We start from the raw sequence: 22560 nt of genomic DNA, 5'->3' as shown, positions 1-22560 counted from the left end.
CCCCGCGCGCCTCCACGGTGCGGGCCGGGCACCGTTGCACAATGGTGCGCATGAGTGTTGCACCCTCCCCTGTAGACCCGACGAAGGAACCGCCCGCGGCCGAGCTACGCGGCACTTTGCGCGACTGCACGCCGCAGGGCAGGGGGCTGGGCAAGCTCGGCGAGGGCGACATCGTGTTCGTCGATGCACCTGATATGCAGCGCCGCCTCGCTGAGCAGATCATCGCGCACCGACCGGCGGCTGTGGTTAACCTCGCGCCCTACTCGACCGGCACGTTGCCAACGTTTGGGCCGCATCTGCTTCTCGACGCCGACGTTCCGCTGTTCGAGGCCGCCGGCACCGAGATGCGCGAGAAGATTCGCGACGGCAAAAAAGTCACCGTGTCGCCGTCGGGCGAGATCACGGTCGGCCGCAAGCCTGCGGGACAAGCGCAGCCGGTGACCCGCGCAGAGGTAGATGCGACGTTCGCCCAAGCCCAGCGCGGGCTGGTGGAGAACATGGAGGCGTTTCTCGGCAACACCATCGAGTTCATCCACTCCGAGTCCGCACTGTTGATTGACGGCGTGGGTGCGCCTGAGCTGGGCGAGGTGATGACGGGCCGGAAGGTTGTGGTGGTCTCGCCGACGCCGGACCTCCGCCAGCGGCTGGATGCGCTCAAGCACTTCATGCGGGAGTACACCCCTGTCGTCATCGGTGTGGGGTCTGCCGCCGACACGCTGGCAGATATGGGGTTTGCGCCGGACATCATCGTCGGCGACCCGAAAGACGTGGCCGCGGAGAACCTGCGCTCCGATGCCCGCGTGATCTTGCCGGCGGAGCCGGACGGCTACGCGCCCGGGCTGGAGCGCATCCAGGATTTGGGTGTTGGGGCGATGACCTTCCCGGCCGCCACAGATTCCCCGACCGATCTGGCCATTTTGCTCGCCACATTCCACGACGCCGAAACGATCGTCACGGTCGGGCAACCGGTTGACCTTGACCGTATATTCGCCAATTCGGCCACTTCCGCCGGAACGGTAGGTACCCCGGCGACGGAGCCCGCTGCGCTCCTTGCGCGCTTGAAGGCAGGGCGCAAAATTGTGGATTCGACGGTAATTGCCAACCTGTACACGGCGGAGTCTGGCTCGGGGGTGGCGTGGGCCTGGGCGATCCTCGGCGTGTTGGTCGCAGTCGCAACTGCGATTCTGATCGCGGGTCTGGGCGGCAACGGCACCTTCGCTGCCAACCTCGCAGACACCTGGGATGCCATTGCGAAGACGGTGCGCGGCTGGTTCGACGGACTGGGTAGCTAGGAGGAACGGCAAATGGCAAGGACACGGGGCAGGGTCGGTCTTATCGTCGCGGGCTTGTGCTGGGGTTCGGCACTCGGCCTTGCGCTCGGTGCACTGGTGCTCGCACCAGCCATACCTGGGTCTGTGGATCTGGGCATTTCGGATTCCAAAGCTGGCACCAGCGACGATGCGCAACGCGACGGCTCCGACCGTGCAGCAGCTCAGATTGAGGCGGATGCGGCCAACACATTGCTCGCCCAGGAATCCGCCACCATCGTTTCGGGGGCGCTGCAGGATGTGCCTGTGACCATCGTGCGCACCGCAGCGGCAGACGATGAGGACGTAGGAGCCGTGCGGTGGCTACTCAACGCGGCGGGCGCAGCGGATTCCGGCACCATTACCCTGACGGAGCGCTTTACCGACCAAGCCAGCGCGGACGAGCTCTCAAGCATTGTGGCGAACACGTTGCCCGCCGGGGCGCAGCTCTCGGTGCAGGAACGGTCCCCGGGCACCCACGCGGGAGAGTCGCTCGCGGCAGTGCTGTTCAGCGGCGGTGCGGCCGAGGGGCCTCAGGCACAAGACGAAGAGCGCGCGCTGGTCTTGGAAACGCTGCGGAGCGCGCAGTTTATCGATTACGACGGCGCAATCGCCCCGGCGGGCGCGCTTGTGATCGTGGACGGGCCTTCCCGCGGCGGCGATTTTGGTGCGAACGTCTTGGGCGACTTCGCTCGAGCTCTCGCCTCCGGGGGTTCGACCGTGCTGGCTAACCAGGACGTCGATCCAGAGCCCCTCGTCGGCGTCAGTGTCGTCGGTGGGGTGGACCGCGAGGCAGGGCGCATTCAATCCGTGCTCGCGGCAGCGCGTGCCAAGTCCGCCGGCTGACACCCGTAGGGTGGGGGCCATGAGCCACGAATTCACCGTCACGGAATCTGAAGTGCTGCTCGAAGCGCCGATCATCGCGGTGCGCCGAGACCAGGTGGTTATGCCTGGGGGCGCCACCGCAGCGCGCGAGATTGTGGAGCACTTCGGTGCCGTCGCCGTCGTAGCTATCGACGACAAGGGCCGGGTCGCGTTGGTGGAGCAGTACCGCCACAGCGTCGGCCAGCGCCTGCTCGAGCTGCCCGCCGGCCTGCTGGACATCCACGCCGAAGATGAGCTGGAGTGCGCAAAGCGGGAGCTCCAAGAGGAAGCCGGTCTCGCCGCGGAGGAGTGGGGAGTGCTGGTGGATCTGGTGACATCCCCGGGCTTTGCGGAGGAAGCTGTGCGCGTGTTTATCGCCCGAGGTCTGCGCGAGGTGGATAGGCCCGAGGCTGAGGACGAAGAGGCGGACATGCGGCTTTCGTGGGTGGGTATCGACGACGCCGCTGGAAAGGCGCTCGCCGGCGAGATCACCAACTCGATCGCCGTCTCCGGCATTCTCGCCGCTGCGCGTCTCCTTGCCAGCGGGGCCTCACCGCGAAGTGTCGACGAGCCGTTCCGTTTCCGCCCTGCATCACTCGCGAACCGGAGGTCGGCCCAAGGCATCGTGCCGGATATGAAGCGGATTTAGCCCGTGGACGCACAGTCGCTTGCGCAGCGGTGGCTCACCCACCTTGCCGTGGAGCGGGGTGTCTCTCCCCACACGCTGAGCAATTACACCCGAGACGTCCGCAGGTACACCGACTGGCTCGCCGGCGCGGGCAAGACGGCTCTTACGGACGTCACAGCGACAGACATTGAGGCGTATGTGGCCGACCTGCGCCGGGGTGTCGACGGGGCGCGGCCGCTGGCGCCGTCGTCGACAGGCCGGGCGCTTACCGTCGCCCGCGGTCTGCACAAGTTCGGGGTCGAGGAAGGCGTGCTCCCGGCGGATGTGGCCGCTGACGTCTCGCCGCCGTCGACAGGCGAGCGGCTCCCCGACACGCTCAGCATCGACGAGGTGGCCGCGCTGCTCGACGCGTGCCCTACCGAAACCCCCTCCGGCCTGCGCGACAAGGCCCTCCTCGAGGCCCTGTACGCCACCGGCGCCCGTGTGTCCGAGGTGCTGGGCCTGAGCGTTGACGATGCGTCTGCGGCGCTAGATCCGGAATCCGGCGGCGTGTTGACCGTGACCGGCAAGGGCAACAAGCAGCGGCTCGTGCCGCTGGGATCCAAGGCGCGGGACGCGTTGGAAGCGTATTTGGTGCGGGGGCGCCCGGCGTTTGCCAACGGGACCTCGCACGCGCTGCTTCTGAATAAGCGCGGGGGAGCACTGTCGCGCCAGAGCGCGTGGAACGCGATCAAGCAGGCGGCTGCCCGTGCAGGCATTGACAAGGAGGTGTCTCCTCACACCTTGAGGCACTCCTTTGCCACCCACCTCTTAGAAGGCGGTGCGGACGTGAGAAGCGTACAAGAGTTGCTCGGCCACGCGTCGGTGACCACTACGCAGATCTATACCCACATCACCGCCGAAAACCTGAGGGAAGTGTGGCGTAGCACCCACCCGCGCGCTTAAGTTTGGCGGGCTGTGCAAGTGGGATAAATCAAGGGTGCTTACTTGACAAATCGGGCACCGCGCGGCGCTGGAGCGGGCTCGAAACCGCTTCGACACCGGTACCCCGCGCATACGGCGCGTACGGAATCACAACGTTGTAAGATGGCCTAAGTCAAGGGTTTGGACGTGATTGAGGGAAGGACCAGCCATGGCGGACGAGGCGCTCTTTGACGCTGCGGACCAGAAGACGTTTCTGACCGGTCGGCCGTGGCGCGAATTCGCCCAGCCGGAAGAGCTGGAAAAGCACGGGCCGGCCACGGTGATCTCAATGGTCAACCAAAAAGGCGGGGTGGGAAAGACAACCTCCACGATCAATTTAGGGGCGTGTTTGGCGGAGCAGGGTCGAAAGGTGCTCTTGGTGGACCTTGACCCGCAGGGCGCGCTCTCCGCAGGGTTGGGTGTGTCCTACGAGGATGATCAAGTCACGGTCTACGACCTACTGTTCGACAACACCGCAAGCATCCACGCGGCAATCCACACGACCAACGTTTCCGGTCTCGACGTGGTGCCAGCCAACATTGATCTTTCCGCGGCTGAGATCCAGCTGGTCAACGAGGTCGGCCGCGAACACACGCTTGCCCGCGCATTGCGCCCGGTGCGTAATGAGTACGACTTCATCTTCCTTGACTGCGGCCCTTCCCTCGGTCTTCTCACGGTCAACGCGCTGGCCTGCTCGCAGGGGGTTATCATCCCCATGGAATGCGAGTACTTCTCGCTGCGTGGTCTGGCGCTGTTGACCGACACGGTGGAGAAAGTGCGGGACCGCATCAACTTTGACCTGGACATCGTGGGCATTCTGGTCACGATGTTTGACCGGCGCACCACCCACGCACGCGAAGTGATGGATCGCGTTGTTGAAGTGTTTGGTGAGCGCGTGTTTGACACCGTGATTACCCGTACGGTCCGGTTCCCAGAGACCTCCGTGGCCGGCGAGCCGATCATTACGTGGGCGCCGAGTTCCCAGGGTGCGAAGCAGTACCGCGACTTGGCGCTCGAGGTGCTGGAGCGCACCAGCTAGTGGCTGCACCTGCGCCCGAGCAGCCCGCACAGCAGGAGACCCCAGGGTTCACCATCGCCCTGCAAAACTTCGAGGGCCCGTTCGACCTACTGCTCAGCCTGATCCAGTCGAAGCAGCTGGACGTGACCGAGGTAGCGCTCGCTGAAGTCACCGACGAATTCATCGCGTACACGCGCAAGTTGGGCGAGAGCCAGGCGCTCGACGAAGTAACGGAGTTCCTCGTCGTGGCTTCCACGCTGCTCGACCTGAAAGCCGCGCGCCTGCTCCCAGGCAACGAAGGCGACAACATCGAGGACCTAGAGCTGCTGGAAGCCCGTGACCTGCTGTTCGCTCGCCTCCTGCAGTACCGCGCCTACCAGCGCGTGGCCGACCAGTTCACGCAGTGGCAGCAGCACGCCGCGCGGCGCTATCCCCGCGCCGTTTCCATGGAGCCGAGGTTTGCGCAGCTGCTGCCTCCGGTGCAGCTGGGGCACACCCCGGCGAGCTTCGCGGAGCTGGCGGCCAGCGTCTTCCGCCCGCGGCCGCCCGAGGAGGTCCGGACCGACCACCTGCACGCGGTTGCAGTCTCCGTTCCCGAACAGGCGGGCAAGATGCTTGACACATTGAAGCTCGCAGGCGCGGGGGCTTGGCTGACGTTCCACGCGCTCACTCGCGATTGCACTCGGTCGATGGAGGTGGTGGGCCGCTTCCTCGCGCTGCTCGAGCTCTACAAAGCTCGTGCTGTGGACACGCAGCAGGAGGAAGCATTGGGGCGCCTCGACGTAGCGTGGACCGGCCTTGACGTAGACCCGGCCGTTGTCGCGGCCTCGAATTGGACGTAACCGAGGGCGAGGCCGCGGCCGATACACTGCTAGACCATGGATAGCTTGCCGATGGTCTCCCAGTTGCGCTCGCGCATTGAGTCAGTGTTGTTGGTGCTCGACGCGCCGGTGGCAACCGACCGGCTGGCCAGCGCGCTCGGTGCCACGCCGGCAGAGGTGTCCGATCAACTGCGGGACATCTCCCGCGAGCTAGATGAGCGCGGGTCCGGCATGGACCTTCGCGAAAACGCCGAGGGCTGGCGTCTGTACACCCGAACGAGCAACGCCGAAGCAGTCGAGGCGTTTCTTCTCGACGGCACCCAGAAGAAGCTGTCGCGTGCGGCGATGGAAACCCTGGCGGTGGTGGCGTATCGCCAGCCCGTGACCCGTGCGCAGGTGGCGGGTGTGCGCGGAGTCAACGTGGACGGCGTCATGCGGACGCTGATGCTTCGCGGGCTCATCGCGGAAGTCGACTCGGGCGGGGATGGCCAGGAGGTCGGCGCCGCCGGTGAGCATGGGAGCGGCGAGCACGGGGCGCACCGCTACGTCACCACCGAGCTCTTCCTCGAGCTGCTGGGCATCGACTCGCTTGAGCGCTTGCCCGAGCTCGCACCCTTGCTTCCGGACATCGATTCCATCGAGGATGCCTGGTAGGCTCCCTAACCATGACACCACCCGCTCGCCGAGATGGCACACCGGAAAAGCGTGGGAAGAACGACACGTTCTACCTTTCCTACGCCAAGCCGGCAAAGAAACAGAATGTCCGCTTGTACAAACGGCGCGAAAACGCCAAAGAAAACGAGCCCAGCCCGTTAGACGACAACTGGTGGGACGACGATCCAGCAGCAGCCAAGGCGGCCGCCGAAGGTGTGCGTTTGCAGAAGGTGCTGGCGCAGGCAGGCGTTGCATCCCGCCGCCACGCAGAGGCCATGATCGAGCAAGGCCGTGTGGAGGTCAACGGGGAAATTGTCACCCGCCAGGGCATGCGCGTGAACCCAAACGTCGACATCATCCGCGTTGACGGTGCCCGCATCAACGTCAACGAGGAGCACGAGTACTTCGCGTTCAACAAACCGCGCGGAGTGCACTCCACGATGAAAGACGAGATGGATCGTGTCTCGGTCGGCTCCTACTTGTCGGAGCGCACCGCCTCCGGGCAGCGCCTGTTCCACGTCGGCCGCCTCGACGCCGATACCGAGGGCCTGCTCTTGCTCACCAACGACGGTGAAATGGCGAACCGCTTGACGCACCCGAAGTACGAGGTTGCGAAGACCTACCTCGCCACCGTCCTGGGGGAGGCCAACAATGCGCTGGTGAAGCAGCTCAAAGATGGCATTGAGCTTGACGACGGTCCCGCCAAGGTCGACTACGCCCAGGTCGTGGACGTGCACAACGGCCAATCCATCGTCCGCGTTGAGCTGCATGAGGGGCGCAAGCACATCGTGCGCCGGATGCTGAAGCAGGCGGGCTACCCAGTGCAGCGACTGGTCCGCACGAAGTTCCATACGGTGCAGCTCGGGGATATGAAGCCTGGTTCCATGCGCGCGTTGAACTCGTCGGAGCTCGCCTCGCTGTACAAGGCGGTGGGGATGTAATGGCCGATCCGGTTGCGAACATGCCCGGCGGCGGGCTCATCGTCGCAGTTGACGGGCCGTCGGGCACTGGTAAGTCGACTATGTGCCGCGCGTTGGCGAAGCACATGGGTGCGAAGTATGTGGACACCGGCGCGATGTACCGCGTCGCTACCTTGGCGGTGCTGCGCGCTGGTGTTGACCCGGCGGACACCGCCAGTGCGATCGAGGCTACGGCTGACTTGCCCTTGGCAGTCTCGGATGATCCCGACTCCACCCAGGTGCTCCTTGGCGGCGAGGATGTTAAAGACGAGATCCGGGGGCCGGAAGTGACCCGCCACGTCTCGGCCGTCTCCGCTATCCCGGAGGTCCGGGTGAACCTGGTTGAACTGCAGCGCAAGCTCGCACGTGAAGCCGGGAGGGCAATTGTGGAGGGCCGCGACATCGGCACAGTTGTCCTTCCTGATGCGCCGTCGAAGATTTTCATGACGGCAAGCGCCGAGGTGCGCGCCCAGCGCCGCTACAACCAAGACATCGCGGCCGGGCGCGAGGCAGACTTTGACGCAGTATTGGCGGATGTTCAGCGCCGCGACGACGCCGACTCTTCCCGCGCGGCAAGCCCCCTGCGGCCGGCGGAGGACGCGGTGTTGGTGGACACCTCGGAGCTGACCCCCGATGAGGTGCTTAAGGCACTCACCGAGGTCGTGGAAAGGAGCGCGCGATGAGCGAGCAGACGAATAACGGCGGCAACCTGGAGCCGGAGACCGAGTTCATGCAACCCGGCATCGACGACTCTGGCTACACCGATTCCGACGCATACGTCGTGGGCGCGGACAGCGCGGAATACTACGAGAACTCCGACTTCGACGCCGAAGAAGACCTCCAAGACTTCGAGGACGCTGATTTTGATGCGTCAGAGTTCGGTGAGGCGGATTACGGCGAGGACTTCAGCAGCGATGACGAGCTGACCGAAGAGGAATGGGCGGCGCTTGAGGCCGAGTACGGCGTCGCGCAGCCCGACGTGGTGACTGAAGCGCTGCCCACCGTCTCTATCGTGGGTCGCCCCAACGTGGGTAAGTCGTCGTTGGTCAACCGGTTTATTGGCCGCCGCGAAGCTGTTGTGGAGGACCACCCGGGCGTTACCCGCGACCGTGTCAGCTACATCACCGACTGGGGCGGCCGCCGCTTCTGGGTGCAGGACACCGGCGGTTGGGATCCGGATGCGAAGGGTATCCACGCGGCCATCGCCCGCCAGGCCGAGGCCGCGATGGCAACGTCCGACGTCATTGTGATGGTGGTCGACGCGAAAACGAGTGTCACCGAGACAGACGCCGTCATGGCCCGCAATCTGCAGCGGTCCGAAGTCCCGGTGATCTTGGTGGCGAACAAGTTCGAATCCGAAAGCCAGTGGGGCGACGTGGCCGAGTTCTACTCGCTCGGCCTGGGCGATCCCTGGCCGGTTTCCGCCCTGCACGGCCGCGGCGGTGCAGACGTGCTGGATGAGATTCTGCGCCTGTTCCCGGACGAGCCGCGTGTGAAGGAATCCGTTACCGGCGGTCCGCGCCGCGTCGCACTTGTGGGCCGGCCGAACGTGGGGAAGTCCAGTTTGCTGAACAAGCTGACCAGGTCCGACCGCTCCGTCGTGGACAACGTTGCGGGCACGACCGTGGACCCGGTGGACGAGCTGGTCCAGCTGGATGAGAACCTCTGGACCTTTATCGACACCGCCGGCCTGCGCAAGAAGGTGAAAAACGCCCAGGGCCACGAGTACTACGCGTCACTGCGTACCCGTGGAACGATCGAGGCCGCCGAGGTGTGCGTGGTGCTCATCGACGCCTCCGAGGAGATCTCCGAGCAGGATCAGCGGGTGATCTCCATGGTGCTGGAGGCGGGTAAAGCCATGGTCATCTGCTTTAACAAGTGGGACCTCATGGACGAGGACCGCCGCTACGACTTCGACCGCGAATTCGACGAAACCATGGGCCAGTTGAAGTGGGTGACCAAGCTCAACATCTCCGCCGACACCGGCCGCGGTCTGCACCGCTTGGAGCCGGCGATGAAGGAAGCCCTGGAGAACTGGGACAAGCGCATCTCTACCGGCCAGCTGAACAACTGGCTGCGCGAGGCCATCGCCGCGAACCCGCCGCCGATGAAGAACAACCGCCTGCCCAAGCTACTGTTCGCCACCATGGCCAGCACGCGCCCGCCCACAATTGTGCTGTTCACCACCGGGTTCTTGGACGCGGGTTACCGCCGGTACTTGGAGCGCAAGTTCCGGGAGCAATTCGGCTACCACGGCACGCCCGTCCGCATCGCCGTGCGTGTGCGTGAGCGGCGAGGCAAGCGGGGCTGAGGCCACGCGGCAGCGCCGTGCCGACTTAGCGCGAGTAAACAAACGCGTCAGTGCGGTACGGCAGCGGGACGGTGTCGCCGTGGTCGAAGCCGAGGCGGTCGTAGAGGTACCAGGATAAATTTGCTTCCATTTTCGCTCGGGTTCGGGCGTTAGCTTTGAGCCAGTACGAGCGCGTGGCCATGAGGCCGAAGCAATCTTCCACGGCGGTGGGGTGGAGCCACTCGTGGCGTAGCTCCTTCTCAAGGCGCCAAGGACTGTCCACTGTGGGGTAGAAACCTTCGCGCTGCACGTCGCCAGAGTGCATGATGCGGCTGAGACGAAGCACCCAGGGGTGGTGCACAGCGAGGGTATTCCAGCACAGTACGAGGCGGCCGTCTGAGCGGATTACCCGATGTGCTTCGGCGCTGGCGGCGGCGCTGTCTACCCAGTGCCAAGATTGTGCGCACGTGACCGCGTCGACAGCATCGTCGGCGAGACCCGTGGCCTCGGCGGTTGCCCGCCACACAGGCACGGAGGGCAACACGGAACGGAAGACCCGGACCATGTCGGCGCTGGGGTCGCAGGCGTAGACGTCGCGTGAGCCGTCGATAAGCAACTGCGTGAATTTGCCCGTTCCAGCACCGACGTCGCAGACGGTGCCGTCGCCGACTAACTCGGCGAGGGCTGCGGGGTACGTCGGACGCGCTGCGTCGTAGCGGGCGGCGTCGCGGGTGAACGCTTGCGCTGCACCGCTTCGATGCGAGGGGTCTTTGAACGTTGGTTCAGCTTTCCGGCTCGGACCCGGCTGTGTTCCGCTCGCGTGCACGATAGATTAATCTACCTTCCGTGTTTTCGCGTCCCCTCATTCGCACAGCTACAGCTGCTGGGCTTGCTGCGATTGGCCTCGTCGCAGGCGGGTGCGCTGAAGGGGGCTCCGCACTGCGTCCATCGATCACTACGATGCCGGAACGAGCGGTGGACAGCGTCCGCGAGGTTGAGCCATGGGCGGATCCTGTGGTGGAACAACGCCAGATCACCTCTGCCGGCATGAAGCGCGAGTTCCTCGTGTCCGTTCCCAAGGGGGCTCACCAACGTGAGCGGCTGCCGCTCATCCTGGCGTTCCACGGCTACAAGGAGGATGCGCGGCAGTTACGGCAGCACTCGCAGCTGGAGAAGGCCGATGCCGTGGTCGCCTTCCTGGACGGGGTGGACAACGCCTGGGTGCCCGCGCCGTATGCAACCTCGACAGGGGAACAAGACCTAGCCTTTGTGGACGATGTGGTCGCGCAGCTGGAGGGCGAGTTCTCCATCGACACGGCGCGCGTATTCGCTGCCGGATTCTCCAACGGCGGCGGGTTCGCGGCGTTTGTGGGGTGCCAGCGCCCGCAGGAGTTCACCGGGGTGGCCACCGTGTCCGGGGCGTTTTACCAGCGTGTTTCTGAGGGCTGCTCGCAGATCCCCATGAAACACATTGACTTCCACGGCACGGCTGACCCGGTGATCTCCTACGACGGGGGAGAGCGGCACGAGACGGTGTACGACTCAACCCACGCCATGTTGGAGGAGGCGGCTACGCGCAACCATTGCGCGCGGGAGGAAGAAGTCAGGCTCTCGGACTCGGTCGTTGAAGCTAGGTGGGACGACTGCGACGCAGCACTGGCGCACTACCGCATCGAAGGCGGCCCGCACGTCTGGCCCGGAGGCACCGCCGATACGTCAGGGCTCGTCTCTGACGGGTTTGCCACCCGAACGCTGTTGGACTTCTTCGGCGTAGGAATCTCGTAACGCCCCACGCCTTGCCTGCAGTTACCATGAGCTGGTGAGAGTCGCCCGTTCCAAGCAGATCACGGTGGTGTATAACCCGGTAAAGGTCGACCTCGGCCGCCTGCGTCGTGCCGTCGACCGCTACGTGCGGCCCGGCGCGAAAGTCACCTGGTCTGCGACCTCTGCGGAGGACCCCGGTTACGCGCAAGCCTCGCGCGCGCTGGAAGACGGCGCCGATCTGATCGTCGCAGCCGGCGGCGACGGCACGGTACGCATGGTGGCGCTCGCGGTGTCCGGGTCGCATGTGCCAATGGCGATTGTGCCTGCGGGCACCGGCAACATGCTGGTGCGTAACCTCGGCATTCCGCTGGCGCTTGAACCTGCCGTGCGTCGCGCGTTTAGCGGGCAAGGACGCGTGATCGATCTCTGCCGCGCGGAGCTTACCTACCCGGACGGTCGCACGGAGCAGTCCGGTTTCGCGGTCATGGCCGGCGTGGGTGTGGACGCCGGCATGATCCACCGCACCCGAGAAAGCCTCAAGGCGGCGGTGGGCCCGCTTGCGTACGTTCCCGCCGTATTCCAGTCGCTGGGCGGCGGCAACAGCGTGCGCGTGAGCATCACGCTAGACGACGCCCCTCCGGTCACCACCGACCTGCACACCTGCATCGCCGGGAATTTCAGCGAGTTGGTCGGCCACATCCCGCTCCTGCCGGATGCGCTTCCCGACGACGGCCTACTCAACGCCGTAATCCTCCGCGCGCAAGATGCAGCAGACTGGGCCGGCATTGGTGGGAAACTCGCGCTGGACACCGTCAGAGGTGGTGTGCGCGCACTCGCTTCAGGCGACGTCGCGGACGGAGCGGCGCCGTCGCCACGGACCATGCAGTACATCGACGGTAGGTCCCTGGCTCTCGAGTTCGCAGAGCCGGAAGAGCTGGAACTCGACGGCGACGCCGCTGGCGCGGTCACCGCCGTGCGCTTCGAAGTCGATCCGGGTGCTCTCCGAGTGGTGTGTTAGGCCCGCGCGTCCGCGGCGGGGGACGGGGAGAACGCGCACAATGGCTGCATGATCTACAGCTTTGAAGGGCGCACACCGAAGATCCACCCCTCCGCGTTCATCTCGGACGACGCCACCATCATCGGGGATGTGACGATCGGCGAGGACGCGAATATCTGGCCCGGAGCAGTGATCCGCGGTGATATCGGCGCCATCCGCATCGGCGACCGCGCCAACGTTCAAGACGGCACCGTCATCCACGTCGACACTGACGGCCGCACTGTGCTTGAAGACGACGTCACCGTCGGCCACTTGGCCATGGTGCACGGCTGCCACATTGAACCGGGATGTTTGATCGGGATGAACGCGACGGTGCTGTCGAAATCTCGCATCGGCACCGGCAGCATTGTCGGCGGCGGGGCAGTAGTGCTGGAAGGCCAGGAGATACCCGCGTTTTCGCTGGCAGCAGGAGTGCCCGCACACGTGAAACGCACGCTGGAGCCCGAGACGTACGAGGCGCGCCTGCAGCACGCGGCCTACTACGTGGAGCTTGGCAGGCGCGCCGCCAGCGGGTTGGTGCCGGTGGATCGGGCTGAGGCGCGGTAGGCACCGGGGACGGCCCGACGCATTGCCGCTGTTTTATGTAACGTCGGCTACACGGCACACCACAACATGGCGCGCCCTACCCAGTCGGGATTACTCTCGGCCACACCCTACCTTTGAAAGGTTTTCCAATGAAAGCCCTGACCTGGCAAGCGAAACGCACCGTGACAGTCGAGGAAGTCCCCGACCCGAAGATCATCGAACCGACCGACGCCATTATCCGCGTCACTTCCTCCGCTATCTGCGGTTCCGACCTCCACCTTTACGAGGTCCTCGTGCCATTCATGGACAAGGGCGACGTTATCGGGCACGAGCCGATGGGCATCGTCGAGGAGGTGGGCTCCGCTGTCACCAACCTCAAGCCCGGCGACCGCGTCGTCATCCCCTTCACCGTCGCCTGCGGGCACTGCTACATGTGCGAACAGGGCCTGCAGTCTCAGTGTGAGACCACGCAGGTTCGTGAGTACAACAGCGGAGCCACCCTGTTCGGCTACTCGCGCCTTTACGGCTCGCTGCCCGGAGGCCAGGCCGAGTACCTGCGCGTCCCTCACGCCGATTACGGCCCCGTGAAGGTTCCCAGCGTCGGCGAGGACGAGCGCTTCCTGTTCCTCTCCGATGTCCTGCCCACCGCCTGGCAGGCCGTTAAGTACGCCAACGTCCCTGAGGGTGGCACCCTCGCGGTGCTCGGGCTCGGCCCGATTGGGCAAATGTCCGCCCGTATCGGAGCCCACCTGGGCTACCGCGTCGTCGGCGTTGACCCCGTCGCGGAGCGGCGCGCCATGGCAGCCCGCCACGGCATCGAGGTCCTCGAGGGCGGCGAAGGGGTTGTTGAGGAGCTGCGTGAGCGTACCGACGGCCGCGGTCCCGATTCCGTCGTCGACGCGGTCGGCATGGAAGCCCACGGCTCTCCTGTCGCCGGCACCGCGCAGGCTGCCGTTGGCATGCTGCCGCCTTCGATCGCCCGCACTGCCATGGAAACGGCCGGTGTGGACCGTCTCAGCGCGCTTTACACCGCGATTGATGCCGTTCGACGCGGCGGGACGATCTCCCTCAGCGGCGTCTACGGCGGCATGAAGGACCCCATGCCGATGCTGACGCTCTTTGACAAGCAGGTGCAGATGCGGATGGGCCAGTGCAACGTGCAGCACTGGACTGATGACCTCCTTCCGCTGGTCGACGATCCGTCGGATCCGCTCGGCGTGCTGGATCTGAAGACCCACACCGCGCCGCTCGCTGACGGCCCGGAAATGTACGAGAAGTTCCAGAAGAAGCAGGACGGCTGCATCAAGGTTGTCCTCAAGCCGTAACGGCAGAGCGCGGAGCGCCGCGGCGTTTCCCCAACCCCGCAAGAGCGGGATTTCTTGGCCCCAGGCGACACCACCCGCCTGGGGCCATTTTCGTATTTGGACACGTGGCCCAATGCACCCCAAGCAAAAGAAATCGGCCCTCCGACCGGCACATGCCAGCCAGAAAGCCGAAACCCTCTTAAAACGTGGTCGGACTGACAGGATTTGAACCTGCGACCCCCACACCCCCAGTGTGGTGCGCTACCAAACTGCGCCACAGCCCGATCCGCTACCGCTAGGCACAGGGCCTCATCGGTAACTCCGGAGATATTACAGCACTGTCATATGCTGCCAAAACCGGCAGGTCACCGGACGCTACCGTCGACGTAGACCCAGGAACCGGCGCGGCGCTCGAACCGGGAGCGCTCGCGCATGACGCCGCCGGGGTAGTGGGCCGCGAACTCCACTGTGCCCTCAGCGTCGAATGGCCCGCCGCCCGAGACAGACACCACTTGCAACCGTGTGAATGGCTCGCCAGCAGGGTTGACCTGTAGGTCGGTGGGGCGAGTCTCGTCGGCCCAGGTGCGCGCGACGTAGGCACCGTCGCCGAGCACGTAGGCGCTGTAGCGCGACCGCATCAGCGCCTCAGCGGTAGGGGCGGAGGAGGCGCCGCTGATGAAGCGGCCGCAGCAGGTGTCGTACGGCATGCCCAGACCGCAGGGGCAGAGACCCCGAGCAAATCTCTGTGGGATATGCGGCGCATCCGTCATTTGGCCAAACGCTCCCCGCGGCGCAGCGCGTTCTGCCGGCGGCGGCGCTCCAGCGAGGCGGTCTCCACCGTCGTGGCAATGTCGCCCTTGTCCACGTAGCCGTCCACGGTGGACGCGGCGCCGGCGGCGCGCAGAGTCCCCACCTGCGCATCTGTCAGGTCGCCGTAGAGCGTGATCAGACGGGTGAAGGTCCCGTTGCCGTTGTGGGTGACTTCCACGCGGACGTCGTCAAGCGGCATGCGCTTCGCGGCCTCGCGCACCGCTTGCGAGCAGCTGACCGCGAGGGCGGACATGTACAGGCCAGTGGACGTGACACCCTGGCCTTTGCCACCGGTGTTCTTGGAGCGGTCGGTGGTAATCGCGACGTCGGAGGTGCGCACGACGTCGCCGTACTTGGTGCCGCGCGCGGAGTAGGACACCGCGTTGGTGTCAGAGGTCTTTTCGGGAACAAATAGCGGCTGGATGTACTGCACCGCCCAGGAACCGATGATGTCCGCGGCGCGCTGCGCGGTGCCCTGACGGGTGAGCAGGTGGTCTGCCTTGTCTAGAGCCATCAGCGACTTCGGGTAACGGGTGAGGGAGAAGATGTTCTGGGCGTTGTCGATGCCGACGGTGACGTCGATAGGCGAGTGCACGAGCAGCAGCGGCTTGCGCAGCTTGGGCAGGTACTCCTCCGGGTTGGTGTCCGCGAGGTCCTCCAGAAATTCGCGGGAGATGATCAGCTCGCGCCCGCCGAGCACCACGGGAACGGAGCCGTTGGCGTCCGCCTCTCCGATAGCGTTGGCGTAGTGCAACACGGAGTGCGCCGGGTCGAACGGCGCGCCCACGGTGGCCACGGCCTTGACCATCTTCTTCAGCTCAGGCCGAGTGGCGGCCTTAAGCGCCGCGGCACCGCCGAGGGAGTGTCCCATGAGCAGCTGCGGGGCCTTGTAATTGGCCTCCAACCACTGGGCGGCCGCGACAATATCGTCCACGTTCTCGGAGAACGACGTGTCCTTGAATTCACCCTCGGACTGGCCCAGGCCCGGGAAGTCGAATCGCAGGGTGGCGATGCCGTGCTGCGTCAGCTGCTTCGAAATGCGCGATGCGCCGGGGGTGTGGCGGGATCCGGCAAAGCAATGGGCAAAGATTGCGTAGGCCTGGGCGGGGCCGTCCGGGCGGTCGATGGTGCCGGCCATCATGTAGCCCTTCGACGACGGGACTTTCACATTCGTAGACAGCATGGGTAGCCGTATCCTCCTGCGGCTGGGCGACGGGTGCGCCACGGGTACTTTCGCAGCCAGATTAATCGCCACAGCAACCGTTTGACACCTTGGCGTTATCCTTTCCCCCTATGGGCAGGTTTGACTGGTTCTGGAAGGCCATGGGCTCCACCACGGAACGCAACAACAAGAAGTCAAAGGCGGTTGTGGCGAACGCCCACGGGCTCATCGACGAGCTTTCGCTTCTCGACGACGCTTCGCTCGCCGAGACCGTCCGAGCCACCGTGCGCGACGGCGCCGTGTCGGACGCGCCCCGGTTCCTCGCCGGGTTGTCGGTGGCGTCGCAGCGAACGCTTGGCATGACCCCGTTCGAGGTGCAGAACCAGGCGGTGCTGCGTTTGCTGGAGGGCGATGTAATCCAGATGGCCACGGGCGAGGGCAAGACGCTCGTTGGCGCGATGGCAGCCACGGGGTTCGCGTTGCAGGGAAAGCGCGTGCACCTGATCACGGTGAACGATTACCTCGCCGCCCGCGATGCCGAATGGATGCGCCCGTTGGTGGAGTTTTTCGGCCTGCGTGTCGCGGCGGTGACTCAGACCTCCACCCGCGATGAGCGCGTAGCGGCCTACCGCGCCGACGTGGTGTACGCCCCCGTGACAGAGTTCGGCTTCGACCACCTCAGGGACAACCAGATCACTTCCCGCGAAGACACCGTGCAGGTGCCCGCCGACGTCGCGCTGGTGGACGAGGCCGACAGCGTGCTCGTCGACGAGGCGCTCGTGCCCCTCGTGCTCGCAGGGTCCGAGGGCTCTACGCAAGCAACCGGCCAGATCACCGAGGCGGTCTCGCATCTGGACGAAGGCCGGGACTACACCATCGACGCCGAGGGAAGGAATGCGTTTCTCACCGAGGACGGGGCGCGCCGGGTCGAGCGTTTGCTAGGCATCGATTCGTTGTACTCCGACGAGCACATCGGCTCTACCCTGGTGCGGGTGAACTTGGCGCTGCACGCCAAGGCGCTGCTGATTCGGGACGTGCACTACATCGTGAACGACGGCAAGGTCGCACTCGTCGACGCCTCCCGGGGCCGGGTGGCGGATCTACAGCGCTGGCCCGACGGGTTGCAGGCGGCCGTGGAGTCAAAGGAGGGGCTGGATGTTTCCGAGGGTGGCCGCATCCTGGATTCGATCACGCTACAGGCGCTAATGCGCCGTTACCCGCTGGTGTGCGGCATGACAGGTACCGCGGTGGAGGCGACCGACCAGCTGCGTTCCTTTTACGGGCTGCACGTCGCGGTGATCGACCGCGCTAAAGAGCTCAAGCGTTTCGACGAAGCGGACCGCATTTACGCCACGCTGGGGGAGAAGAACGAGGCGATCGTCGACGAGATTGCGCGTATTCACTCCACCGGGCAGCCCGTGCTGGTGGGAACCCACGACGTGGCGGAGTCCGAGGCGCTGGCCGATTCGTTGCGGGCGCGGGGGATCGCCGTGAACGTGCTGAACGCGAAAAACGACGCCGAGGAGGCGCGGATCATCGCCGAGGCCGGCGATATCGGGCGCGTGACCGTGTCCACCCAAATGGCGGGCCGCGGTACCGACATTCGGCTCGGGGGCGCCGATGAGCGCGACCACGATGAGGTGGCTGCCCTCGGCGGCCTCGCCGTGCTGGGCACCGCACGCCACCGCACCGCGCGCCTGGATAACCAGCTGCGCGGGCGTGCAGGCCGCCAGGGCGACCCGGGTTCGAGTGTGTTTTTCGTGTCGTTGGAAGACGACATCGTCACCACCGGCGGTGACGGCGAGCAGTTCACCGCCCGTCCAGAAGCAGACGGCCGCATCACCGGCAACCGCGCGCAAAGCTTCATCGAGCACTGCCAGCGCGTGACTGAAGGGCAGTTGCTGGAAATTCACTCCCAGACCTGGAAGTACAACAAGCTGCTCGCCGACCACCGCGATATCGTGGACGAGCGCCGCGCTACCTTGCTGGACACCGACACTGCGTGGCGCGAGTTGGCCGAACGCTGCCCGCAGCGGGCTGTTGAACTGTCCCACCTGCCGGCGGCGACGCTGGAGCAGGCGGCCCGGGACATCATGCTTTACCACCTAGACGCCGAGTGGTCCGAGTACCTAGCGCTCATGGATGACGTGCGCGAATCCATTCATCTGCGCGCCATTGCCCGGGAAACGCCGATCGACGAATACCACCGAATCGCGGTGCGCGAGTTCAAGGAGCTGGCCAACCGCGCCGTGGCGGCAGCGGCGGAGACGTTCGACGAGGTGCGCATTGACGCAGATGGAGCGCACCTTGCGGCAGCGGGGTGGAAGCGTCCCAGCGCGACGTGGACGTACATGGTTTCCGATAACCCGCTTGCAGGTTCCGGGAACTCCATCATCTCCGGCATCGGCAACATTTTCCGCTAACCACCCTCCAGTCGCCGCACCCGCTCCAAGGCCGGGCGCTATTATGGCGAGAGATCTCAACTACGACTCGAAAGTCAGGAGTTACCCATGAGCGAAAGCACGCCGCAGAACCAGGTCGAAACCACCTCGGTGTTCCGCGCTGACCTGCTCAAGGAAATGGAGTCCGGTGCCGCGTCCTCCGTGGATTCCGTCGCAGGGGCCGACCAGCTCGCGGAGGGGGAAGCACTGCTCGTGGTCAAGCGAGGGCCCAATGCCGGTGCTCGTTTCCTGCTGGACCAGGATTCCACCACCGCCGGCCGCCACCCGGAGGCAGATATCTTCCTCGACGATGTGACTGTGTCGCGCCGCCACGCAGAGTTCCGCCGCAGCGAGGGCGGCTACGAGGTTGTGGACGTCGGATCGCTTAACGGCACCTACGTCAACCGCGAGCCGCGCAACTCCCAGGAGCTGACCGACGGGGACGAAATCCAGATCGGTAAATTCCGTCTCGTCTTCATCACCGCAGGCAACTAGTTAGAGGAAAGTTCGACCCAGTGAGCGCAATCCGTCAGACGGCTACCGCTGCCAACGCCGCGAAGCCAGCGAAATCCGCCAAACCCGCCAAGACAATGTCCATCGGCGTGGTGCTTGAGCGTCTTCGCGCTGAGTTCCCGGACGTGACCGTCTCTAAGATCCGCTTCCTCGAGTCGGAGGGGCTGATCACCCCGCAGCGCACCGCCTCGGGTTATCGTCGCTTCACCGATGAGGACGTCGAGCGCCTGCGCTACATTTTGGTCACGCAGCGCGACAACTACCTGCCGCTGAAGGTCATTCGTGAGCAGCTCGAGGCGATGGACTCCGGGCATGTCACCGCGATCCTGACCGCGGGTGAGTCCGAGCCCATGATCTCCCCGGAAAACTTCCGAGCACCGGCCGCGACGCAGCTGACCGACACGGATGTGGCAGAGCAGGCGCAGACGGATGCGCAGACTGTGGCGGAATACATCAAGGTTGGCTTGATCACCCCCGATGCCGCCGGGCTGTTCACGGCGGACGACGTGCGTACCGTCACCACCGCGCTCTCGCTGGCGGAATTCGGCTTTGACGCCCGCCACCTGAAAACGCTGCGTACAGCCGCGTCCCGACAGGCCGACATGATCAACCAAGTGGCAGGTCCGGTGGCGAAGTCGGGCAAGGAAACAGCGAAGCAAAAGGCGGAGGAAATCGCCCAGCAGATGTCCGCGCTAGTGGTGTCCCTGCACGCGTCGTTAGTGAAGAACGAGCTGCGCGCGCAATTGGGGAGCTCATGGAGGGCGTAACCCTCGTCGGGGTGTTTCCCGTCGGGCCGGAGGATTTCCTCTGTGCACTGCTTCAACGCCCCTCAAACGGACGGTGCATTCCCGTCTGGCTCCCGCCTATGGAGGGTGCCGAGCTGGCCGCCCGCCTGAGCGGCTGGGCGCCCCGCCGACCCCGGCCGGTGGACGCGATGGCCGAGCTGATCCGCACTTCGGTCGACGGGGCCGCGAGCCTCGAACTCTCCAGCTACGTTGACGGCACGTTCATGTCCACGCTCACGCTTGACAGCGGAGTGGAAATTGACCTTCGCGCCTCCGACGCCCTCCTGCTTGCCCACGAGCTTGATATGGAGTTAGCGGTGGATGACACTGTCGCTGCCGAGGCGGCTGTGTTCATCTCCGAGGACGATGCCGAGCGGTACCTGCAGGCGGACATCGAGGTGGAGGGATTCAACGGCCAGTCGGTTTCCGCTAGTGGGGACGCCCAGGCCGACGCAGATTTCGAAGCGCTCATGCGAAGCCTCGGCGTGGAGGATGCCGATCTGGGGGACGATAACCCCAAGGACGGGTAAAACCCTCAAGTATTACTTGAGAGTTTCGGCGTGTTGCGCCTGTGACTATTGACCGGCTGCGTATGCTTCGCATTTAATAGCCCTTAGGCACACAGCAAACTTTCATGGGAGTAATTACATGAGCAACATCGAGGGAACCCGCGGCGGCCAGGTGGAAGCGGTCCAAGAATCGCTTTTCGACGTCGGCCCGTCCGACGAGGTGGGCTACCGTGTGCCCATCGCCTGCCAGGTCGCCGGCATTACCTACCGCCAGCTCGACTACTGGGCGCGCACCGGCCTGGTGCGCCCGTCCATCCGCGGCGCGAAGGGATCCGGTTCCCAGCGCCTGTACTCCTTCAAAGACATCTTGGTGCTTAAGATCGTGAAGGGGCTGTTGGACACCGGGATCTCGCTGCAGAACATCCGCCTCGCTGTGGACAAGCTGCGTGACCGCGGCGTCTCCGACATCGCAGAGATCACGCTCGTCTCCGACGGAGTGACCGTGTACGAGTGCCGCTCCAATGAGGAGATCATCGACCTCCTCGGCGGCGGCCAGGGCGTCTTCGGCATCGCAGTGCCGCAGATTATGAAGGAACTGACTGGCACGATCTCGGCCTTCCCCTCCGAGCGGATCATGTCGGAGGATGCCGGCAACGTCATCGGATTCGACGAGCTGGCGGATCGCCGCCGCCGCAAGACCTCGTAAGCTGCCATTGCAAAAGCCCGGGCTGGGAATTCTCCCACCAGCCCGGGCTTTAGTCTTGCCCGCTGTCCGCTACAGCCCGGCGGCCTTGTTCACGGCGCCGGCGATGTCATCCGCTTGTGCTGCGTCCACTGTTGCAGCTGCGACAGACGCGAGGGCCGCATCGGGCTCGCTGTCTCCTACGTGGACGACCGAGATTTGCACGTTGTCCCCGCTCGCTTTGCGTACGTCGTCGGCGAACGCGTCATCGTCGTCTGCATCGGCGGTACCGGTGGTTACCACCACAACGCGGACCGGAGTGTCCCAGCTGCCGTAAGTGTCTGCGGCGGCTGCTACTGCCTCACGGGTCTGAGGCGAGCCTCCTGTGAGGAAGCGACGAACCGCTACCGCGACCGAATCCGCGTCGGGGGAGACCGTGATGTTTTGGCGGTAGCCCACCGCAACCCCCGGATTCAGCGGCGATGAATAGTTCCAGAGACCAACCTGCTTGTCTTGCTCTCCGAGCTCGAGCGCCGCGCTCGCGATTGCGTCTTTCGTGGGCTGGATGTACGGGGCCATGGCGTCAGATGTGTCCAACAGGAACAGCGTGTTCTCCGGGCTGAGAGCGCGGCTTTCTGCCGCGGCATCTTCTCGCCTCGTGTCGGCGGTGAGCGCCTCCCCGCCGGAAGGCAGCGCTGCGGCCCAGACGAGGTCGGGGATGACGGGCTGGTCCTTCGCGGAGCCGTCGAATGCGTCGGCCGCGAAGCGCGCGAAGTCTTGACCCGCGCGGGCCTGATCCTCATCCACGCTGTCGTCCTGGTTCAGCGGAAAGGCGACGTAGACGGCGTCTGCACCCACCGGCGTGAACGTGAGGCCATTCGGAACCCCGTGCTCGCCGGTGGCGACGAACTGGCCGCTGCCAGTATCAACATCCGCGGCGCTTTCAACCCGCTGGGCGGTAAGCGCCTGCACGGCGTCGTTGTCATTGCCCGCCACCTGGGCTGCCACTAGGGCAGAGGCTACCGGGTCATCGCCGACTGGAAACCGCACCTTATCCACAGTGAGATCCTCGAGCGCCACCTCGACGCTACCAGCCACACCAACCGCTTGGCCGTACACAGGCTGCGGGTCGGACACAGCCTGGGTACGGCCGGCGTTGTCGAGCACCTGTCGGGTGACGCCGGTGTCCGGGGCGACGTAGACGGCAGCGCCTGCAACCTCATCCACGAGTTGCGGCTGGACGCAGAAGTCTCGGACGACGGGGTGGGTGTCACCGTAGGCGTCGATAAGCGACTGTCCCACTACCTTGTCAACGGCTGCAACGGGAAGCGCGAGATCGCCCGCGACACAGTCGCGCTGCTCAGCCTCGACGTCCCCATCGCTGCGGCTGGTCAACCACCACACGACACCGGCGATGATGAGCGCGAGCGCAACGAGCACCGCGATGGCACCTCCCGACAGCGCGTAAGTGTTCTTACCGTTTGCGTGCTTTGCCATCGGGTCT

23 protein-coding genes and 1 tRNA gene are annotated in these 22560 nt (G+C 65.1%); 19 read left to right on the top strand and 5 right to left on the bottom strand.

Going from position 1 to position 22560, the window contains the following annotated elements:
• Positions 1–50 precede the first annotated feature (50 nt).
• The 10 genes from steA to der all read left to right on the top strand — a co-directional run bounded on the left by steA (position 51) and on the right by der (position 9525).
• Positions 51–1292: a putative cytokinetic ring protein SteA gene (gene steA / locus HF989_RS03285; RefSeq protein ID WP_168683905.1), complete on the top strand. Its 1242-nt coding sequence runs from the start codon at positions 51–53 to the stop codon at positions 1290–1292.
• 12 nt (positions 1293–1304) lie between these two features.
• Complete coding sequence (locus tag HF989_RS03280; RefSeq protein ID WP_168683904.1) at positions 1305–2153, top strand: copper transporter; 849 nt, start codon at positions 1305–1307, stop codon at positions 2151–2153.
• A gap of 19 nt (positions 2154–2172) precedes the next feature.
• Complete coding sequence (locus tag HF989_RS03275) at positions 2173–2820, top strand: NUDIX domain-containing protein (RefSeq protein WP_168683903.1); 648 nt, start codon at positions 2173–2175, stop codon at positions 2818–2820.
• Between the two features lie 3 nt (positions 2821–2823).
• Complete coding sequence (gene xerD, locus HF989_RS03270) at positions 2824–3744, top strand: site-specific tyrosine recombinase XerD (RefSeq protein ID WP_168683902.1); 921 nt, start codon at positions 2824–2826, stop codon at positions 3742–3744.
• 187 nt (positions 3745–3931) lie between these two features.
• Positions 3932–4801 (top strand): ParA family protein, encoded by an 870-nt coding sequence (locus HF989_RS03265; RefSeq protein ID WP_168683934.1) that lies wholly within the window; start codon positions 3932–3934, stop codon positions 4799–4801.
• The gene (locus HF989_RS03260) at positions 4801–5622 is read left to right on the top strand and encodes a segregation/condensation protein A (protein WP_168683901.1); all 822 of its coding nucleotides are present in this window, start codon (positions 4801–4803) and stop codon (positions 5620–5622) included. Before HF989_RS03265 ends, HF989_RS03260 begins: the two co-directional genes overlap by 1 nt.
• A gap of 36 nt (positions 5623–5658) precedes the next feature.
• Positions 5659–6255, top strand: coding sequence for an SMC-Scp complex subunit ScpB (gene scpB / locus HF989_RS03255; RefSeq protein WP_168683900.1), 597 nt, complete (start codon positions 5659–5661; stop codon positions 6253–6255).
• A gap of 11 nt (positions 6256–6266) precedes the next feature.
• Positions 6267–7196: a pseudouridine synthase gene (locus HF989_RS03250; RefSeq protein ID WP_168683899.1), complete on the top strand. Its 930-nt coding sequence runs from the start codon at positions 6267–6269 to the stop codon at positions 7194–7196.
• A complete protein-coding gene (gene cmk / locus HF989_RS03245; protein WP_168683898.1) occupies positions 7196–7897 on the top strand; it encodes a (d)CMP kinase in 702 nt (233 codons plus the stop codon). The genes HF989_RS03250 and cmk overlap by 1 nt, the downstream gene beginning before the upstream one ends.
• Positions 7894–9525, top strand: a complete 1632-nt coding sequence (gene der / locus HF989_RS03240) for a ribosome biogenesis GTPase Der (protein ID WP_168683897.1) — start codon at positions 7894–7896, stop codon at positions 9523–9525. The genes cmk and der overlap by 4 nt, the downstream gene beginning before the upstream one ends.
• Before the next feature lie 25 nt (positions 9526–9550).
• Here the strand turns inward: der and HF989_RS03235 are convergent, their stop codons facing one another.
• The gene (locus tag HF989_RS03235; protein ID WP_168683896.1) at positions 9551–10330 is read right to left on the bottom strand and encodes a methyltransferase domain-containing protein; all 780 of its coding nucleotides are present in this window, start codon (positions 10328–10330) and stop codon (positions 9551–9553) included.
• Between the two features lie 134 nt (positions 10331–10464).
• Between HF989_RS03235 and HF989_RS03230 the strand changes: the two genes are divergently transcribed.
• From HF989_RS03230 to HF989_RS03215, 4 genes are all read left to right on the top strand, one after another.
• A complete protein-coding gene (locus HF989_RS03230; protein ID WP_168683895.1) occupies positions 10465–11289 on the top strand; it encodes a CE1 family esterase in 825 nt (274 codons plus the stop codon).
• Positions 11290–11323: 34 nt separating this feature from the next.
• Positions 11324–12286 carry a diacylglycerol kinase family protein gene (locus tag HF989_RS03225; RefSeq protein ID WP_168683894.1) on the top strand — a complete coding sequence of 321 codons (963 nt, stop codon included), beginning with the start codon at positions 11324–11326 and terminating at the stop codon, positions 12284–12286.
• 48 nt (positions 12287–12334) lie between these two features.
• On the top strand, positions 12335–12871 hold the full coding sequence (locus tag HF989_RS03220; protein WP_168683893.1) for a gamma carbonic anhydrase family protein: 537 nt from the start codon (positions 12335–12337) through the stop codon (positions 12869–12871).
• 128 nt (positions 12872–12999) lie between these two features.
• Positions 13000–14175 (top strand): zinc-dependent alcohol dehydrogenase, encoded by a 1176-nt coding sequence (locus tag HF989_RS03215; RefSeq protein WP_168683892.1) that lies wholly within the window; start codon positions 13000–13002, stop codon positions 14173–14175.
• A gap of 186 nt (positions 14176–14361) precedes the next feature.
• On the opposite strand, the gene HF989_RS03210 is transcribed toward HF989_RS03215, so the two are convergent.
• The 3 genes from HF989_RS03210 to HF989_RS03200 form a co-directional block, all read right to left on the bottom strand.
• Positions 14362–14438: transfer RNA gene (locus tag HF989_RS03210), tRNA-Pro, on the bottom strand.
• A gap of 81 nt (positions 14439–14519) precedes the next feature.
• Entirely contained in the window at positions 14520–14861 is a 342-nt protein-coding gene (locus tag HF989_RS03205; protein WP_246233769.1) for a YchJ family protein, read from the bottom strand.
• Between the two features lie 59 nt (positions 14862–14920).
• Positions 14921–16147, bottom strand: coding sequence for a bifunctional alpha/beta hydrolase/OsmC family protein (locus tag HF989_RS03200; RefSeq protein WP_168683890.1), 1227 nt, complete (start codon positions 16145–16147; stop codon positions 14921–14923).
• Between the two features lie 110 nt (positions 16148–16257).
• Here HF989_RS03200 and secA2 point away from each other — a divergent pair, with 110 nt between their 5' ends.
• The 5 genes from secA2 to HF989_RS03175 all read left to right on the top strand — a co-directional run bounded on the left by secA2 (position 16258) and on the right by HF989_RS03175 (position 21080).
• On the top strand, positions 16258–18549 hold the full coding sequence (secA2, locus tag HF989_RS03195) for an accessory Sec system translocase SecA2 (RefSeq protein WP_168683889.1): 2292 nt from the start codon (positions 16258–16260) through the stop codon (positions 18547–18549).
• Positions 18550–18636: 87 nt separating this feature from the next.
• The gene (gene odhI, locus HF989_RS03190; protein ID WP_038611479.1) at positions 18637–19062 is read left to right on the top strand and encodes an oxoglutarate dehydrogenase inhibitor Odhl; all 426 of its coding nucleotides are present in this window, start codon (positions 18637–18639) and stop codon (positions 19060–19062) included.
• 20 nt (positions 19063–19082) lie between these two features.
• Entirely contained in the window at positions 19083–19847 is a 765-nt protein-coding gene (gene ftsR, locus HF989_RS03185) for a transcriptional regulator FtsR (protein WP_168683888.1), read from the top strand.
• The gene (locus HF989_RS03180) at positions 19835–20395 is read left to right on the top strand and encodes a bifunctional nuclease domain-containing protein (RefSeq protein WP_168683887.1); all 561 of its coding nucleotides are present in this window, start codon (positions 19835–19837) and stop codon (positions 20393–20395) included. Before ftsR ends, HF989_RS03180 begins: the two co-directional genes overlap by 13 nt.
• 118 nt (positions 20396–20513) lie before the next feature.
• Positions 20514–21080 carry a MerR family transcriptional regulator gene (locus HF989_RS03175; RefSeq protein WP_168683886.1) on the top strand — a complete coding sequence of 189 codons (567 nt, stop codon included), beginning with the start codon at positions 20514–20516 and terminating at the stop codon, positions 21078–21080.
• Between the two features lie 69 nt (positions 21081–21149).
• Here the strand turns inward: HF989_RS03175 and HF989_RS03170 are convergent, their stop codons facing one another.
• A complete protein-coding gene (locus HF989_RS03170; protein WP_168683885.1) occupies positions 21150–22553 on the bottom strand; it encodes a VWA domain-containing protein in 1404 nt (467 codons plus the stop codon).
• Positions 22554–22560: the final 7 nt, after the last annotated feature.

The sequence above is a fragment of the Corynebacterium mucifaciens genome (assembly GCF_012396315.1).
Classification (GTDB): Bacteria; Actinomycetota; Actinomycetes; order Mycobacteriales; family Mycobacteriaceae; genus Corynebacterium; species Corynebacterium mucifaciens.
Note: the sequence above shows the minus strand (reverse complement) of the source record. Positions and strands in the feature narration are given on the sequence as shown.

Excerpts from the sequence above, each read along its gene's own strand:
- HF989_RS03265 (WP_168683934.1), top strand. The coding sequence starts at position 3,932 with ATGGCGGACGAGGCGCTCTTTGACGCTGCGGACCAGAAGACGTTTCTG.
- odhI (WP_038611479.1), top strand. The coding sequence starts at position 18,637 with ATGAGCGAAAGCACGCCGCAGAACCAGGTCGAAACCACCTCGGTGTTC.
- HF989_RS03175 (WP_168683886.1), top strand. The coding sequence starts at position 20,514 with ATGAGCAACATCGAGGGAACCCGCGGCGGCCAGGTGGAAGCGGTCCAA.
- HF989_RS03215 (WP_168683892.1), top strand. The coding sequence starts at position 13,000 with ATGAAAGCCCTGACCTGGCAAGCGAAACGCACCGTGACAGTCGAGGAA.
- cmk (WP_168683898.1), top strand. The coding sequence starts at position 7,196 with ATGGCCGATCCGGTTGCGAACATGCCCGGCGGCGGGCTCATCGTCGCA.
- HF989_RS03200 (WP_168683890.1), bottom strand. The coding sequence starts at position 16,147 with ATGCTGTCTACGAATGTGAAAGTCCCGTCGTCGAAGGGCTACATGATG.
- HF989_RS03220 (WP_168683893.1), top strand. The coding sequence starts at position 12,335 with ATGATCTACAGCTTTGAAGGGCGCACACCGAAGATCCACCCCTCCGCG.
- HF989_RS03205 (WP_246233769.1), bottom strand. The coding sequence starts at position 14,861 with ATGCCGTACGACACCTGCTGCGGCCGCTTCATCAGCGGCGCCTCCTCC.
- steA (WP_168683905.1), top strand. The coding sequence starts at position 51 with ATGAGTGTTGCACCCTCCCCTGTAGACCCGACGAAGGAACCGCCCGCG.
- HF989_RS03280 (WP_168683904.1), top strand. The coding sequence starts at position 1,305 with ATGGCAAGGACACGGGGCAGGGTCGGTCTTATCGTCGCGGGCTTGTGC.
- der (WP_168683897.1), top strand. The coding sequence starts at position 7,894 with ATGAGCGAGCAGACGAATAACGGCGGCAACCTGGAGCCGGAGACCGAG.
- HF989_RS03180 (WP_168683887.1), top strand. The coding sequence starts at position 19,835 with ATGGAGGGCGTAACCCTCGTCGGGGTGTTTCCCGTCGGGCCGGAGGAT.
- HF989_RS03230 (WP_168683895.1), top strand. The coding sequence starts at position 10,465 with ATGCCGGAACGAGCGGTGGACAGCGTCCGCGAGGTTGAGCCATGGGCG.
- scpB (WP_168683900.1), top strand. The coding sequence starts at position 5,659 with ATGGATAGCTTGCCGATGGTCTCCCAGTTGCGCTCGCGCATTGAGTCA.
- HF989_RS03275 (WP_168683903.1), top strand. The coding sequence starts at position 2,173 with ATGAGCCACGAATTCACCGTCACGGAATCTGAAGTGCTGCTCGAAGCG.
- HF989_RS03250 (WP_168683899.1), top strand. The coding sequence starts at position 6,267 with ATGACACCACCCGCTCGCCGAGATGGCACACCGGAAAAGCGTGGGAAG.
- secA2 (WP_168683889.1), top strand. The coding sequence starts at position 16,258 with ATGGGCAGGTTTGACTGGTTCTGGAAGGCCATGGGCTCCACCACGGAA.
- HF989_RS03170 (WP_168683885.1), bottom strand. The coding sequence starts at position 22,553 with ATGGCAAAGCACGCAAACGGTAAGAACACTTACGCGCTGTCGGGAGGT.